This is a genomic window from Streptomyces endocoffeicus (assembly GCF_016741935.1).
GTDB classification, from domain to species: Bacteria; Actinomycetota; Actinomycetes; order Streptomycetales; family Streptomycetaceae; genus Streptomyces; species Streptomyces endocoffeicus.
This window is the reverse complement of record NZ_JAERRG010000010.1, coordinates 257,465-272,633: the sequence shown is the minus strand read 5'-3', so window position 1 is coordinate 272,633 and position 15,169 is coordinate 257,465. Positions and strand designations below refer to the sequence as shown.

At 74.5% G+C, this 15,169-nt stretch carries 13 protein-coding genes and 1 riboswitch; of the genes, 10 read left to right on the top strand and 3 right to left on the bottom strand.

Annotation, left to right across the window (positions count from 1 at the left end; genetic code table 11):
• Positions 1-103: 103 nt before the first annotated feature.
• Positions 104-1,231, bottom strand: a complete 1,128-nt coding sequence (locus tag JK364_RS25575) for an alpha/beta hydrolase (RefSeq protein ID WP_201853595.1) — start codon at positions 1,229-1,231, stop codon at positions 104-106.
• A 117-nt stretch (positions 1,232-1,348) separates the two neighbouring features.
• On the bottom strand, positions 1,349-2,035 hold the full coding sequence (locus tag JK364_RS25570; protein ID WP_201853594.1) for a class II aldolase/adducin family protein: 687 nt from the start codon (positions 2,033-2,035) through the stop codon (positions 1,349-1,351).
• 351 nt (positions 2,036-2,386) lie between these two features.
• On the opposite strand from JK364_RS25570, the gene JK364_RS25565 reads away from it, so the two are divergent.
• From JK364_RS25565 to cobC, 10 genes are all read left to right on the top strand, one after another.
• Positions 2,387-3,643, top strand: a complete 1,257-nt coding sequence (locus JK364_RS25565) for an inorganic phosphate transporter (protein ID WP_201853592.1) — start codon at positions 2,387-2,389, stop codon at positions 3,641-3,643.
• Between the two features lie 13 nt (positions 3,644-3,656).
• Positions 3,657-3,908, top strand: coding sequence for a hypothetical protein (locus tag JK364_RS25560; protein ID WP_201853590.1), 252 nt, complete (start codon positions 3,657-3,659; stop codon positions 3,906-3,908).
• 139 nt (positions 3,909-4,047) lie between these two features.
• Positions 4,048-4,267: riboswitch (cobalamin riboswitch) on the top strand.
• Positions 4,268-4,413: 146 nt separating this feature from the next.
• Positions 4,414-5,397: a cobalamin biosynthesis protein gene (locus JK364_RS25555; RefSeq protein WP_201853589.1), complete on the top strand. Its 984-nt coding sequence runs from the start codon at positions 4,414-4,416 to the stop codon at positions 5,395-5,397.
• Positions 5,394-6,998 carry a cobyric acid synthase gene (locus tag JK364_RS25550; protein WP_201853588.1) on the top strand — a complete coding sequence of 535 codons (1,605 nt, stop codon included), beginning with the start codon at positions 5,394-5,396 and terminating at the stop codon, positions 6,996-6,998. The genes JK364_RS25555 and JK364_RS25550 overlap by 4 nt, the downstream gene beginning before the upstream one ends.
• A gap of 58 nt (positions 6,999-7,056) precedes the next feature.
• Positions 7,057-9,195, top strand: a complete 2,139-nt coding sequence (locus JK364_RS25545; RefSeq protein ID WP_201853587.1) for a putative cobaltochelatase — start codon at positions 7,057-7,059, stop codon at positions 9,193-9,195.
• On the top strand, positions 9,195-9,791 hold the full coding sequence (gene cobO / locus JK364_RS25540; protein ID WP_201853586.1) for a cob(I)yrinic acid a,c-diamide adenosyltransferase: 597 nt from the start codon (positions 9,195-9,197) through the stop codon (positions 9,789-9,791). The genes JK364_RS25545 and cobO overlap by 1 nt, the downstream gene beginning before the upstream one ends.
• Complete coding sequence (locus tag JK364_RS25535) at positions 9,785-11,236, top strand: cobyrinic acid a,c-diamide synthase CobB (RefSeq protein ID WP_201853585.1); 1,452 nt, start codon at positions 9,785-9,787, stop codon at positions 11,234-11,236. The genes cobO and JK364_RS25535 overlap by 7 nt, the downstream gene beginning before the upstream one ends.
• Before the next feature lie 19 nt (positions 11,237-11,255).
• A complete protein-coding gene (locus JK364_RS25530) occupies positions 11,256-11,819 on the top strand; it encodes a cobalamin biosynthesis protein (RefSeq protein ID WP_201853584.1) in 564 nt (187 codons plus the stop codon).
• A gap of 69 nt (positions 11,820-11,888) precedes the next feature.
• Positions 11,889-12,725, top strand: a complete 837-nt coding sequence (locus JK364_RS25525) for a sirohydrochlorin chelatase (protein WP_201853582.1) — start codon at positions 11,889-11,891, stop codon at positions 12,723-12,725.
• Positions 12,715-13,827, top strand: coding sequence for an Rv2231c family histidinol phosphate aminotransferase CobC (gene cobC, locus JK364_RS25520; protein ID WP_201853693.1), 1,113 nt, complete (start codon positions 12,715-12,717; stop codon positions 13,825-13,827). The genes JK364_RS25525 and cobC overlap by 11 nt, the downstream gene beginning before the upstream one ends.
• 350 nt (positions 13,828-14,177) lie before the next feature.
• Here the strand turns inward: cobC and JK364_RS25515 are convergent, their stop codons facing one another.
• On the bottom strand, positions 14,178-15,077 hold the full coding sequence (locus tag JK364_RS25515; protein ID WP_201853580.1) for an SCO1860 family LAETG-anchored protein: 900 nt from the start codon (positions 15,075-15,077) through the stop codon (positions 14,178-14,180).
• Positions 15,078-15,169 lie beyond the last annotated feature (92 nt).

The window sequence follows — 15,169 nt, the reverse complement described above, 5'->3', positions numbered from 1 at the left end:
CGCCGCCCCGCGAACGCTTCCCGCGCCGCCCCGCACGCGCTTTCGCGATCGCCTTACGAGCGCTACAGGAGGCCGGACGGCGCGGGAGATCGTCTTACGGGCGCTACAGGAGCGGTACCAGAAAGCGCCGCAGCGCCTCCTCGTACGCCTTGGGGTCCGCGTTCCACATCGCCGCGTGCGGGGCCTGCCGCACCGTGTGAAGGGTCACCAGATCCCGTCGGCGGTCGACGAGTTCACGCGAGACGTGCCAGGGCGCGAGGGTGTCGTCGGGGCCGTGGGCGACGAGCGTGGGCACGGACAGCCGCTCCGGGTCGGCCACCTCCGGGAGCCTGCTGTCGTGGAGTCCGGTGCGCCCCTCGGCGGCGCGCAGGGCCAGCGGGAGCAGCGGCGCGGGGATGCCGCGGGCCGCGGCGAGGGCGCGCAGGGTGGCCTGCCAGTCGAGCACCGGGGAGTCCAGGACGAGACCGATGACGCGGTGCCGCAGCGCGGAGTTCGCGGCGGCGTGGAGGGCCATCGAGGCGCCGATGGACCAGCCGTGCAGCACGACCCCGGTCGCCCCGTAGGCCACCGCGTAGCGGATGGCCGCGTCCAGGTCGCGCCACTCGGTGTCGCCGAGGTGGGATATGCCGTCCTCGGAGCGCGGGGCGCCGGGGTCGCCGCGGTAGGCGAGGTCGAGTACCGGCACCCGCAGCTGCCGCAGGAAGGGCATGACGACCATAGGGTGCTCACGGGTGGTGCCGAGGCCATGGGTGGTGATCACCCATGTGGAGCGTTCGCCGGGGATGAACCAGGCGGGCAGCGGACCGAGTTCGGCGGGCACGTCCACGTCGGCGTGGTCGATGCCGAGCGCGTCCCGCGGGTTGCCGATGTGCACCTGGGGGGTCAGCCGGACCCGGGTGCCGGGGGTGAGCTCGCCGTGGGTGACCCGCTCCAGGCGGCGCACGACGCAGTCGGCGGGGTGCGGGGCGTCCTCGATGACGGGGCCGACGACGGCGTGGCAGGAGCGGCCGGTGAGGCCGTAGGTGCCGGGGCGCAGCGAGGCGAGCGAGCGGGTCAGGGTGATCTGGCCGGCCGCGGTCGCGTGGACGGTCAGCGGCGCCTCGTTCGGCAGCGGACGGTCGGGTACCGGTTTCAGCGCAGCGCTGGTGGCGTACCGTCCGGCCGCCACCGCGGCCACGCCGACACTCAGCAGGGTGGTGGCGGCCGCGACCGCCGTTGTTCGCAGACGCATCCCTCCCAGTGTGGTCGGGGAGGCGGCCCCCGGCCAGCGGGCGTGCCCGGCCGGGTGACCGCCCGGCCGGGGCCCGGCAGCGTGCCGGCCGGGGCCCGGGGGGCGTGCCGAGCGCGCTCAGCCCTTCTGGCCGTAGCCGCTCAGCTTCTCGGCGGCGCGCCGCATCTCGTCCGGCGGGATCAGGGAGGGGGTGCGGCCGGGAACGGAGACCGCGGTGAGCCAGACCTGGCACATCCATTCGAGCTGGGCGGTGCGGTCGTACGCCTGGTCCAGGGTGGCGCCGTGGACGACGGTCCCGTGGTTGCGCAGCAGACAGCCGCTGCGGTCGCGCAGCGCCTCGAGCATGGCGTCGGCCAGTTCGTCCGTGCCGTAGAGCGCGTAGGGCGCGACGCGGACCGGGCCGCCGAGGGCGGCGGTCATGTAGTGGATCGCGGGGAGTTCGTCGACGAGCGTGGAGACGGCCGTGGCGTGGACGGCGTGGGTGTGGACCACGGCCTGGGCGTCGGTCTCGCGGTAGATCGCGAGGTGCATGGGCAGCTCGCTGGTGGGCTTCAGCATGCCGAGGACCTGCTGTCCGTCCAGGTCGACGGCGACGGCGTCCCTGGGGCCGAGGCGGTCGTAAGGGACGCCGCTCGGGGTCACCAGGACGGTGTCGCCGACCCGGGCCGAGACATTGCCCGAGGTGCCGACCACGAGGCCGTCGGCGGTGGTCCTGCGGGCCGTACTCACCACCTGCGTCCATGCCTGCCGCAGGGGATGCGTCAGCCGCGGCTGCGGCTGCCGCGTGGATCGCGACTGGGTCACCTGCCCTCACCTCCCGGGCCCGATCCTTCCAGGCGGCCGCCGGCCGCGCGGCGGCGGGACCGGAACGGGCGCGGCGGGCGACTACGACCGCGCCTCGTGGGCACTCGGCTCCGGGCGGGTGAACGCGGGGGGACCGCGGACGCCCGCGGGGCCGGTTCCGGGGCCCGCTCCAACGGCCCTCGATCGTGGCTCAACTCCCGTACGACATGGGAACGTAGGCTGAAATTCATCGGGTTTTAGCGGCACCGCAACCATGTCACTCCGATGCCCTACTCAGTTCATCTTCCGTTCACCCTGTTTCCTTACGTTCACCGTGCCCACTAACGACCTTCGAACTGATTGACCGGGTGTATGGAACACATCACGCTTCTCATCGGGATCGTGATCGTCACGGCCTTGGTGTTCGACTTCACGAACGGCTTCCACGACACGGCTAACGCCATGGCCACCACCATCTCCACGGGAGCACTCGGGCCCAGGGTGGCGGTGGCGATGTCGGCCGTCCTCAATCTCGTCGGCGCGTTCCTGTCCGTGGAGGTGGCCAAGACCATCTCCGGCGGGATCATCGACGAGGGTTCCGGTATCCAGCCAGAAGTGATCTTCGCGGGACTCGTCGGCGCGATCCTGTGGAATCTGGTGACGTGGCTCGCCGGACTCCCCTCCAGCTCCTCCCACGCCCTGTTCGGCGGTCTGATCGGCGCCACCGTGGTCTCCGTGGGCCTGGACGGGGTCAACGGCGACGCGATCGTCATGAAGGTCCTGATCCCCGCCGTCGCCGCGCCGATCGTGGCCGGCATCGCCACACTGGCCGCCACCCGGCTCACCTACCGGCTCGGCCGCGACCGTTCCCCGGAGGACACCGCGAAGGGCTACCGCGCGGGGCAGATCGCCTCGGCCGCCCTGGTCTCCCTGGCCCACGGCACCAACGACGCCCAGAAGACGATGGGCGTCATCACCCTGGCGCTGGTCACCGGGAACGTGGTGGCGCCCGACTCCGACCCGCCGCTGTGGGTCATCGTCTCGGCGGGCCTGGCCATCGCGCTCGGCACCTACCTGGGCGGCTGGCGCATCATCCGCACCATGGGCAAGGGCATCACCGACATCCAGCCGCCGCAGGGCTTCGCCGCCCAGACCGGCGCCGCGACCGTCATCCTCGCCTCCTCCCACATCGGCTTCGCGCTGTCCACCACCCAGGTCTGCTCCGGCGCCGTCATGGGCGCGGGTGTCGGCCGTAAGGGCGCCGTGGTGCGCTGGTCGACCGCGGGCCGGATGGTGGTCGCCTGGGTGCTGACCCTGCCGGCCGCCGGACTGGTGGCGGGCGCCGCCGCGCTCCTCGCCGACCAGGGGAACGCGGGAATCACGGCGGTGGCCGTGCTCGCCGTCCTGGCCTGCGGGGCGATCTGGATGCTGTCGCGCCGCAAGCCCGTGGACCACACCAACGTCAACGAGGTCGGCACCCAGGAGCCGGTGGGCGCCGTCACGGCCGCCCTGCGGTCCGTGGCCCCGCCGCCCGCCGGTGCGGTGAGCACCGCCCCCGAGGAGGGCACCTCGGAGTCCACACCCGAGCAGACCCCCACCCCCGCCGTCGCGAGCAGCACCACCCGCTAAGGAGCCAGGAAACATGAGCATCGACTGGGCGGCACTCGGCCAGGTCTTCGGCATCAGCCTCGCGGTGACGGTCGGCATGGTGGGCGTCTTCACCCTGGGCATCGTCGGCACCTCCCGTAAGCCGGCGCCGGATCAGGGCGGCACGGCCGCCGCCGTGCCCGGGGGCGCGGTGGGCGCCTCCCCGCTCGCGCGCACCGGCGCGTACGCCTGCTTCGCGGTGTGCGCCGCGGTCGTGGCGTACGGCATCTATCTGATCGTCGCCTGAGGACCCCGCTTCCCCGAACGCACCGGCCGCCGGATGGTCGCGCTGACCAGCGCCGACCGTCCGGCGGCCGTCCGGTGAGGGGCGGTTGTCTGTGGGGCTCGGCACACTCGGGCGTGATGGGTCATTTGCGAGTTGACGGCCATTCGCGGCCCATGGTGGACTTCCCGAGCCAAACGGCGGCAGGAGAGGAAGCCGGTGAGAATCCGGCGCGGTCCCGCCACTGTCACCGGGGAGCACCCTCCCATCGCCTGTAATTGGGGTCACGGCTCGTCCGTACGGTTCGTCGCGTACGCGGGGCTGGAAGACCGGGAGGGCCGCGGATCCGGGAGCCAGGAGACTCTCACCGCCGGTCACGTCGAACCAGGGCGCGGACCCTGAGTGAGGACATACCGCCATGCCCGGCATCGCCACGCCGCCAGCCCTCCCTGTCCGATTCGGCTCTTCCGGCCCCTCCGGCCCGTCTGGTTCCGTATCGCCGCGCCGAGGCGTGACGGCGGCCTGAGGGATGCCTGCCGACCACGCCTCGTTCGCGTGCGGCGCGGCCCTCGGCTTCCTCGGCGACCTCGCCACGGGTGATCCGCGCCGCGGCCATCCGGTGGCCGCGTTCGGGCGCGCCGCCGCGGCCGCCGAGCGCCGGCTGTGGCGCGACCACCGGGGCTACGGGGCCCTGCACACCGCGTTGTGCGCGGGCGGCGCGGCCGCCGGTGCCGCGCTGCTGACCCGCGCCGTAAGGGGCCTTGACGGCCGCCGTGGCGCGGAGGTCGCGCTGACCGCCGCCGCCACCTGGGCCGTGCTGGGCGGCACCAGCCTGGGCCGTGCGGCACGGGCCGTCGGCGGGGCGCTGGCCGCCGGGGACCTCGAGGTCGCCCGGGAGCGGCTGCCGCATCTGTGCGGCCGTGATCCGCAGGCGCTGGACGGGCCGCAGATCGCCCGCGCGGTCGTCGAATCGGTCGCCGAGAACACCTCCGACGCGGTCGTGGGCGCGCTGGTGTGGGGCGCCGTGGGCGGTGTGCCGGGGCTCATCGGCTTCCGCGCCGTCAACACCCTGGACGCCATGGTGGGCCACAAGTCGTCGCGCTACCGGCGGTTCGGCTGGGCGGCGGCCCGGCTGGACGATGTGGCCGGCTGGCCCGGTGCGCGCCTTACGGCGGCCCTGGCGACGCTCGCCGGCCCCGATCCGCGCGGTGCGTGGCGCGCCTGGCGGCACGACGGCCGACACCATCCGAGCCCCAACGCGGGCCCCGTGGAGGCGTCCTTCGCGGGCGCGCTCGGCGTCCGGCTGGGCGGCACCCTCGCGTACGGCGGCCGGGTCGAGCACCGGCCGGTGCTCAACTCCGGCGGGCGGCCGGTGGAGCCGGCCGACATCGAGCGGGCGATACGGCTGTCGCGGCGCGTCGGCGTCCTGGCGCTCGGGGTGTCCATAGCGGCCCGGCCGGTCCTGAGGGCGTTGACGGGACGGCCCCGGGCCTTGGGAAGGGGCGGCGGATGAGCGGGATACGCGGTAAGGGCGGCACGGACGGTTCCGGGGCGCGCGGTGGGGGGCTGCTCGTCGCGGGCACGACCTCCGACGCGGGCAAGAGCGTGGTGACGGCCGGGATCTGCCGGTGGCTCGCCCGTAAGGGCGTCAGCGTGGCGCCCTTCAAGGCACAGAACATGTCGCTCAACTCCTTCGTCACCCGGGAGGGGGCGGAGATCGGGCGGGCGCAGGCCATGCAGGCCGCCGCCGCGCGCGTCGAGCCCAGCGCGCTGATGAACCCGGTCCTGCTGAAGCCGGGCAGCGACCGCAGCAGCCAAGTGGTGCTGCTGGGCAAGCCGGTGGGCGAGCTGAGCGCGCGCGGGTACTTCGGCGGGCCCGGAGCCCCCTCGCCCGGCGGGAAGCTCTCAGCGGGGCGGGAGGCGCTGCTGGGGACCGTCACGGAGTGCCTGGAGGAGCTGCGGAGCGCCCATGACGCGGTGATCTGCGAGGGCGCGGGCAGCCCTGCCGAGATCAATCTGCGCCGCACCGACATCGTCAACATGGGGCTGGCGCGCGCCGCCGGGCTTCCGGTCGTGGTGGTCGGGGACATCGACCGCGGTGGCGTCTTCGCGTCCTTCTTCGGCACGACCGCGCTGCTGTCGGCGGCGGACCAACGGCATGTGGCCGCCTACTTGGTGAACAAGTTCCGCGGCGATGTGAGCCTTCTGGAGCCCGGTCTCGAGACGCTGCGCGACCTCACCGGGCGCCCGACCGTCGGAGTGCTCCCCTTCGCCCACGGGCTGGGGATCGACGAGGAGGACGGGCTGCGGGTGTCGCTGCGCGGCACGGTGCGGGAGAGCGTCGTGGCGCCCCCTTACGGCGCGGATGTCCTGCGGATCGCGGTGGCCGCCGTGCCGCTGATGTCCAACTTCACGGACGTGGACGCGCTGGCGGCGGAGCCGGGTGTGATCGTGCGGTTCGTGGACCGGCCCGAGGAGCTGGCCGACGCCGATCTGGTGGTGCTGCCGGGCACCCGGGGCACCGTAAGGGCGCTGGAGTGGCTGCGTGAGCGCGGGCTGGCCGACGCGATCGCCCGGCGGGCCGCCGAGGGCCGTCCGGTGCTGGGCGTCTGCGGCGGCTTCCAGGCGCTCGGGGAGCGCATCGAGGACGAGGTCGAGTCGAAGGCCGGGACGGTCGCCGGGCTCGGGCTGCTGCCGGTAAGGGTGCGGTTCGCGCCCGAGAAGACCCTGGCCCGGCCGGTGGGCGAGGCGCTCGGCGAGCGGGTGGAGGGCTACGAGATCCACCACGGAGTCGCCGAGCTGCTGGACGGGGCCGAGGAGCCCTTCCTGGACGGCTGCCGGGTGGGCTCGGTGTGGGGCACGCACTGGCACGGCTCGCTGGAGAGCGACGGCTTCCGGCGGGCGTTTCTGCGGCGGGTGGCCGCCGCGGCGGGCCGGGCGTTCGTACCGGCGCCGGACACCCGCTTCGGCGAGCTGCGCGAGGAGCAGCTCGACCGCCTCGGCGACCTGATCGAGGAGCACGCCGACACGGACGCGCTGCTGCGGCTCATCGAGGAGGGCGTCCCGGAGGGCCTGCCGTTCGTCCCGCCGGGGGTGCCAGGGGGAACGACATGACGAACTCCCGCCCCCACACCGGACCGTTGTGCCCACGCACCCCAGGAGGTATCGCCGCGTGACCACCACCTACCCCTTCAGCGCGATCGTCGGCATGGACGGCCTGCGGCTCGCCCTGCTCCTCAACGCCGTCTCACCCGCCGTGGGCGGCGTCCTGGTGCGCGGCGAGAAGGGCACGGCCAAGAGCACCGCCGTAAGAGCGATCGCCGCGCTGCTGCCCGAGGTGGACGTGGTGGCCGGGTGCCGGTTCTCCTGCGATCCGGCCGCGCCCGACCCGTCCTGCCCCGACGGGCCCCATGAGGCGGGCACGGGCGAGGCGCGCCCCGCGCGGATGGTCGAACTGCCCGTGGGCGCCTCCGAGGACCGGCTGGTGGGCGCGCTCGACATCGAGCGGGCGCTGTCGGACGGCGTGAAGGCGTTCGAGCCCGGGCTGCTCGCGGACGCCCACCGCGGGGTGCTCTACGTCGACGAGGTCAATCTGCTGCACGACCATCTGATCGACCTGCTGCTCGACGCGGCCGCCATGGGCGCCTCCTACGTGGAGCGCGAGGGGGTGTCCGTACGGCATGCGGCGCGCTTCCTCCTGGTGGGCACCATGAACCCCGAAGAGGGCGAGCTGCGGCCGCAGCTGCTGGACCGCTTCGGCCTCACGGTGGAGGTCGCGGCGTCCCGGGACACCGAGGAGCGGGTCGAGGTGGTGCGGCGGCGGCTGGCGTACGACGAGCACCCCGAGGGGTTCGCGGCGCGCTGGGCGGCGGACGAGGAGGCCCTGCGGGAGCGCATCGCGGCGGCGCGCGCGCTGCTGCCGCGGGTGGCTCTCGGCGACCGCGCGCTGCGGCAGATCGCGGCGGTGTGCGCCGGGTTCGAGGTGGACGGGATGCGCGCGGACATCGTGACGGCCCGCACGGCGACCGCGCTGGCCGCCTGGGCGGGGCGCACCGACGTCCGGACCGAGGACGTACGGGGGGCGGCGCTGCTGTCGCTCCCCCACCGGCGGCGGCGGGCGCCGTTCGACGCGCCGGGGCTCGACGAGAACAAACTCGACGAGATCCTGCGGCAGTTCGAGGAGGACGACCCGGAGCCGGATCCGGACCCGGGTCCCGAGGACGGACCGGGCGGTTCCGGGCCGGATGACGCGGGCGACCCCGAGGGCGGACCGCGGGAGGGCACGGGCGACGGGGCACGGGAGCAGGCGCCGCCCGCCGAACCCGAGCCGTCCGTCCCCGACCAGCGCACGGGTGAGCACGAGACGGCCGACCGCGAGACCGACTCCGCCCCGGCCGATCAGGACGGCGGGGCGGACGAAGCGGACGGCGGGGCGGGCGGGGCCGGCGGTGAGCGGGCGGCCGTGGGCGCCGCCGAACCGTTCCGGACCCGGCGGCTCGACGTCCCCGGCCTGGGCGAGGGCGCGGCAGGCCGTCGCTCGCGCGCCCGCAGCGCGCACGGCCGCACCACCGGCGCGCGCCGCCCGCGGGGCACGCTCTCCGCGCTGCATCTGTCGGCGACCGTCCGGGCGGCCGCCCCGCATCAGCTGGCGCGCGGACGGCGCGGGCCCGGGCTGCTGGTGCGCCGGGACGATCTGCGCGAGGCGGTGCGCGAGGGCCGGGAGGGCAATCTCGTCCTGTTCGTGGTGGACGCGTCGGGCTCGATGGCCGCGCGCAAGCGGATGAGCGCGATCAAGGGCGCGGTGCTGTCGCTGCTGCTGGACGCCTACCAGCGGCGGGACAAGGTAGGGCTGATCACCTTCCGGGGCGCGGACGCCGAGCTGGCGCTGCCGCCCACCTCGTCGGTGGACACGGCCGCCGCACGGCTGGAGCGGCTGCCGACGGGCGGCCGTACGCCGCTGGCGGCCGGGCTGTTGAAGGCCCGGGAGGTGCTGCGGGTGGAGCGGCTGCGGGATCCCGCACGCCGTCCGCTGCTGGTCGTGGTGACCGACGGGCGGGCCACGGAGGCGCGGCGGTCCGGCGGGCCCACACCGGTCGAGCGGGCCGGGCGCGCGGCCCGGATGCTCGCGGGTGACGGGGTCGCCTCGGTGGTCGTGGACTGCGAGTCGGGGCCGGTGCGGCTGGGACTCGCGGGCGCGCTCGCCCGCGAACTGCGGGGCACACCGGTGACACTCGACGAGCTGCGCGCGGACAGCGTGACCGCGCTGGTGCGCGATGTACGAACCGTTTCGAACCCTCGGAGGGCCGCCTGATGCCGCAAGGACAACCGACCGTCGTGCCGGACGACGGGCTGACCACCCGCCAGCGCCGCAACCGTCCGCTGGTGCTCGTCCACACCGGTCAGGGCAAGGGCAAGTCGACCGCGGCGTTCGGGCTGGCGCTGCGGGCGTGGAACCAAAACTGGCCGGTCGGTGTATTCCAATTTGTAAAGTCCGCGAAATGGCGGGTCGGTGAGGAGCGTGCGCTGCGCGTCCTCGGCGACTCGGGCGAAGGGGGGACCGTCGCATGGCACAAGATGGGCGAGGGCTGGTCGTGGGTCCAGCGCGACATGGCTTCCAGCGAGGAGGCCGCACGCGAGGGCTGGGAGCAGGTCAAGCGCGATCTCGCGGCGGAGACATACCGGCTCTATGTGCTGGACGAGTTCGCGTATCCGATGCACTGGGGCTGGGTGGACCCCGACGAGGTGGTGGCGGTGCTGCGGGACCGGCCCGGGACGCAGCACGTGGTCATCACGGGGCGTAACGCACCGGCGCAGCTCCTGGACTTCGCCGACCTGGTCACCGACATGTCCAAGGTCAAGCATCCGATGGACACCGGTCAGAAGGGCCAGCGGGGCATCGAGTGGTGAGTGTCCCGCGCCTGGTGATCGCGGCGCCCGCCTCCGGCAGCGGGAAGACGACGGTCACGGCGGGGCTGATGGCCGCCTTCGCGGAGCGCGGTCTGGATGTGTCCCCGCACAAGGTCGGCCCGGACTACATCGACCCTGGCTATCACGCGCTGGCGATCTCCTCGGCCGCCTCTTCGGGCGCCTCGGGAGCCGGCCGGTCGCGGGCCGGGGGCGCGCGACCGGGCCGGAATCTGGACGCCTATCTGTGCGGTCCGGACCGGATCGCGCCGCTGTTCCTGCATGGGGCGGCGGGCTGCGATCTGGCCCTGGTCGAGGGGGTGATGGGCCTGTTCGACGGGGCGGCCGGGCAGGGCGAGCTGGCCTCGACGGCGCATGTGGCCAAGCTGCTGCGGGCACCGGTGGTGCTGGTGGTGGACGCGTCGTCGCAGTCGCGGTCGGTGGCCGCGCTGGTGCATGGCTTCGCCTCCTGGGACCCCGAGGTGCGGGTCGCGGGGGTGATCCTCAACAAGGTCGCTTCGGACCGTCACGAGGCGATGCTGCGCGAGGCGCTGGAGGGGTGCGGGGTGCCGGTGTTCGGCGCGCTGCGCCGGACGCGGGCGGTGCGGGCCCCGAGCCGCCATCTGGGTCTGGTGCCGGTGGCCGAGCGCCATGCGGAGGCGGTCGATTCGGCGGCCGCGCTGGCGGCGCGGGTGCGGGAGGGCTGCGATCTCGACGGGCTGCTGGCGCTGGCGCGCAGCGCACCGCCGCTGTCCGGGCGGGCCTGGGATCCGGAGGAGGAGATACACCGGGCGATGGCCGCCGTCCCCGGTGCCGTGGTCCGGGGCGACCGGGCGGCGCGGCCGGTGGTCGCCGTGGCGGGCGGGGCTGCGTTCACCTTCTCGTACGCGGAGCACGCCGAGCTGCTCACGGCGGCCGGGGCGCGGGTCGTCCCCTTCGACCCGCTGCGGGACGAGCGCCTCCCGGAGGGCACCGGCGGTCTGGTGATCGGCGGTGGCTTCCCGGAGGTCTACGCCCCCGAGCTGTCCGCGAACGAGCCGCTGCGCACGGCAGTCGCCGGACTCGCCGCGTCCGGCGCGCCCATCGCCGCCGAATGTGCCGGACTGCTGTATCTGGCGCATTCGCTGGACGGGGAGCCGATGTGCGGGGTGCTGGCCGCGAAAGCACGGATGTCGGAACGTCTGACGCTGGGCTACCGTGAGGCCGTGGCCGTCTCCGACACCTCACTCGCCGCCGCGGGGACACGGGTGCGCGGCCATGAGTTCCACCGCACCACCATCGTGCCCGGAGCGGGGCCGGAGCCCGCTTGGGGGCTCGTCCACCCGGAGCGTCGTACCGAAGGGTTCGCACAGGGAGATGTGCATGCTTCCTATCTGCATGTGCACTGGGCCTCGGTCCCAGGGGCGGCGGCCCGGTTCGTCGACAGATGTGCGCCCCCTGCCGGTTGAGCCGGGGCGGTGAGCTGACGTGGAGGTCATCGGCCGGGGCACGGCGTCTCCCCCGCCCGCGGCACCGCTTGTCGTCGGGGTCGGGGCCGGCCGGGGCGTATCCGCCGGCGAGGTGCTCGCGCTGGTCGAGGCCACCCTGGCGGAGGCGGGCCTTTCGCCGCGCGGTGTCGCCGAGTTGGCCACGGTCGAGGCCAAGGCCGGGGAGGCCGGACTGCTGACGGCGGCCGAACGGCTTGGCGTGCCGCTGTGCGGATACCCCGCCGAGGCGCTGGCCGCGGTGGAGGTCCCGAACCCGTCCGAGGCGCCGCTCACCGCCGTGGGCACGGCCGGGGTCGCCGAAGCGGCCGCGCTGCTGGCCGCCGGTCCGGGGAGCCAACTGCTCGTCGCCAAGCGGAAGTCCACGCCACACGGCCGCCCGGGGAAGGCCACCTGCGCCGTCGCTAGGGTCCTTCTGACGGATCTCCGTGGACGCCGTGACGCCGCGGAGATCCATCAGAAGGACCCTGGCCGCCCGGCGGCGGTCAAATCCGGGCAGGGCGGGCAGCGAAGACCTGCCGTAGACCGCCCCGACGCAGGTCAGTAACGTCTCGGGGCGGAACAGCCCGCCCCTCGCCGACCGTGACACCCGCACCACTTGCACCAAGGAGACCTCGTGACGACCCCGCCCGCCCTGCTCATCGCAGGTATCGGCACGCGAGACGAAAGGCATGCCGCCGCCTTCCAGGCATTCGTCAGGGAGTTGGCCGCACGCCACCCGGACCTGCCCGTGGCGGGTGGCCTCACCGGACCGGGCAGCCACCCGCTGTCCGACGCGGTCACCCGGCTCGTCGGGGAAGGGGTGACCCGCTTCGCGGTCGTCCCGATGACGCTGATCCCGGCGGCTCCCCCGAGAGACGGCATCGCCGCCGCACTGGCCCAGCAGGCCGAGCGGCACGCCGACGCCTCGTTCGCCTCCGCCCGGCCGCTCGGCCCGCACCGCACACTGCTGAGCCTGCTGGAGCGGCGGCTCGACGAGGCGCTGGGCAATCGGCCCCGGCTGCCCTCGGACCGCGCCGAGACGACCGTGCTGCTGGTGGGCGACGGTTCGCCGCTCCCCGAGGCCAACGCCGAGGTGCACCGCGCGGCCCGGCTGCTGTGGGAGGGCCGTGGCTTCGCGGGCGTCGAGGCCGCCTTCGCCTCGCTCGCCGCCCCGGATGTGGCCTCCGGCCTGGACCGCTGCGCCATGCTGGGGGCGCGGCGGGTCGTGGTGCTGCCGTACTTCCTGTTCGAGGGTGACGCCCTGGAGCGGGTGCGGCAGCAGGCGGAGGGCTGGGGGCTGGCCCACCCCGAGGTCGAGGTGGTCTCGGCCGATGTCATCGGCCCGGCGCGGGAGTTGGCCGACCTGGTCATGGATCGCTATGAGGAGGTGGCCGACACCAGCGAGCGCGCCGGGTTCAGCGATGAGGCCCATGCCTTCGCGCATCCGGATGCCCACGCCGATGTCCGCTGAGCCGTTGGCGGACCCGCCCGCTGCCCCGCCCGACGATCGCGAATCCGCCGGGTTCGATCTGCGGCACCACGGGGACGCGGAGGTGCGGGGTGCCGATGCCACTCTGACGGACCTCGCGGTCAATGTCCGGGCCGGTACGCCTCCGGACTGGCTCAAGGCCCATATCGCCGCGTCCCTCGACGCGTTGGCCGCCTATCCGGACGGGCGGGTGGCGCGGGAGGCGGTCGCCGCGCGCCATGGGCTTCCGGTCGGCCGGGTGCTGCTGACGGCGGGCGCCGCGGAAGCGTTCGTCCTGCTCGCCCGTGCCATACCGGCCCGACGGCCGGTGGTGGTGCATCCGCAGTTCACCGAGCCGGAGGCGGCACTGCGGGACGCGGGACACAACGTGGAGCGTGTGGTCCTCGATGAGCGGGACGGCTTCCGGCTGGGCCCGGCGGCCGTGCCGGAGGACGCCGATCTGGTGGTGATCGGCAACCCCACCAACCCCACATCCGTGCTGCACCCGGCCGACGCCGTGGCCGGGCTCGCCCGGCCGGGGCGGACGCTGGTGGTGGACGAGGCGTTCATGGACGCCGTACCGGATGAGTCGGAGTCGCTGGCGGCCCGCACCGATGTGCCGGGGCTCGTGGTGCTGCGCAGCCTCACCAAGACCTGGGGCCTTGCGGGGCTGCGGATCGGCTATGTACTGGCGGAGCCGGACACCGTCACGGCGCTGGAGCGGGTCCAGCCGCTGTGGCCGGTGTCCAGCCCGGCGCTGGCGGCGGCCGAGGCGTGCTGCACCCCGTCCGCCCTCGCCGAGGCCGCGCGGGCCGCCGATCGTACGGCCGCCGACCGGGCCCATCTGGCCGACCGGCTGGCGGAGTTGGCGGAGTCGGCCGGGGTGCGGGTGTGCGGCCCGGCGGCCGGGCCGTTTCTGCTGATCCGGGTGGAGGGCGCGGCGGCGATCCGCACCCGGCTGCGGGAGCTGGGCTTCGCCGTCCGCCGCGGTGACACGTTCCCGGGCCTCGGCCCGGAGTGGCTCCGGCTCGCCGTCCGCGACCGCGCCACGACCGATCGCTTCGTCATCGCCTTGACGAAGGCGATAGCGGACACGACCGCGTAAGCGCTCCGCGAGGAGTGGCACGAGGTGCGGTCGTTCATCCGCGGCAGCGTCGTGGCTGGTCGCGCCCACGCGGCGGAGCCGCACATCGACACAGCCCCGCGCCCCTCCGGGGCGCAACCGAACCGCACCGGACTTCAGCGGGGCCGCTCAGCGCACACTGCCGCCCAGCGGACACCGCCGCCTGACCGCGCCCCGCTTGCGAGGCGACACACGGTCAACTACGGCTCGCCCGCGCCTTCGTGCCCCGTGCGCGTATCCGCCCCGCACCGGCACCGGCACCCACCCCGGTCCCGGCACCGGCGCCGGCCCCCGCGCCGGGTGGCGCGGGGGCCGGGACCAACGGACCAGCGTCAGGCGGCGTCGCCGCGGGTGGTGGCGGCACGACGGCGGCGGGCCAGGACGACGGCGCCGCCGCCCACGGCCAGCAGGAGGGCACCACCGGCCATCAGGTACGGCGTGGCCGAGCTGCCGCCGGTCTCGGCCAGGTGCTCCGGCTTGGGCTCGGGCTTGGTCTGGGAGCCCACGCTCGGACTGGGCTCGACCGCCGCGGCCACGGGCGACTCACAGGTCGCCCGGGCGAGGGTGACCTGCCCCTCGACCTCCGAGACGTTCAGCTTGAGCGGGTTCACGGAGACCTTCAGGTTGAGGGCCGTGGCCGCCGCCGTGCGCGAGGTGGTGGCCGTCCGCGACAGGTCGAGCCGGACCTGGCCGAGCGCCGGCACATCGACCGTGGTGGTGCCGCTCGTGCGCAGGGTGACCTTCTGACCGAGCACGCTGACGCCGCCGAGCAGGTTGGAGTGGGCGGTCGGCCGCTTCCCGACGGCACACACCGCCTTCGAGGTCACCTGCTCGACCGTGATCAGCGGCACCGCGGCCAGGCCCGGGACATGCACCTGGGCGTTGACGAGGTTGGAGTACCCCTCGGCGCGCTGCTTGTCCGCGGCGGCCCGGGCGGTGGCCACATCGGCCCGCAGGACACTGAACGGCCGGCCCCCGTCCACGCCGTCCAGGGTCGCGCTGAGCGCCGTCTTGCTGGCGGTCGCGGGCGCGTGCACATCGTTCAGCACAACCGAGAGCGGAGCCCTGAGGGTCTTGTTGAGCAGGGAGACATCGAGATCGGTGCGGAGCACGACCGCACCCGCCTTACCGGTGGTCGCACCGGTGTCGGCCTGCGCGGTCGTCGCGGGCAGCAGGCCCAGGACGGAGACCGCGGCAGCGGCGGTGGCGGCCGCCAGACGGTGGGTGGGCATGCCGAAGTAGGTGTTACTTGAACAGGACACGTGAGTGGACCCCCACAGGAGACATGGAGCCGCCGGCGCCTGCCGCGGGGGACTCCACGGGC

Coding starts and splice junctions, on each gene's coding strand:
- JK364_RS25555 (WP_201853589.1), top strand. CDS start 4,414: ATGCCTGCCGACCACGCCTCGTTCGCGTGCGGCGCGGCCCTCGGCTTC.
- cobO (WP_201853586.1), top strand. CDS start 9,195: ATGCCGCAAGGACAACCGACCGTCGTGCCGGACGACGGGCTGACCACC.
- JK364_RS25565 (WP_201853592.1), top strand. CDS start 2,387: ATGGAACACATCACGCTTCTCATCGGGATCGTGATCGTCACGGCCTTG.
- JK364_RS25550 (WP_201853588.1), top strand. CDS start 5,394: ATGAGCGGGATACGCGGTAAGGGCGGCACGGACGGTTCCGGGGCGCGC.
- JK364_RS25560 (WP_201853590.1), top strand. CDS start 3,657: ATGAGCATCGACTGGGCGGCACTCGGCCAGGTCTTCGGCATCAGCCTC.
- JK364_RS25575 (WP_201853595.1), bottom strand. CDS start 1,231: ATGCGTCTGCGAACAACGGCGGTCGCGGCCGCCACCACCCTGCTGAGT.
- JK364_RS25515 (WP_201853580.1), bottom strand. CDS start 15,077: ATGCCCACCCACCGTCTGGCGGCCGCCACCGCCGCTGCCGCGGTCTCC.
- cobC (WP_201853693.1), top strand. CDS start 12,715: ATGTCCGCTGAGCCGTTGGCGGACCCGCCCGCTGCCCCGCCCGACGAT.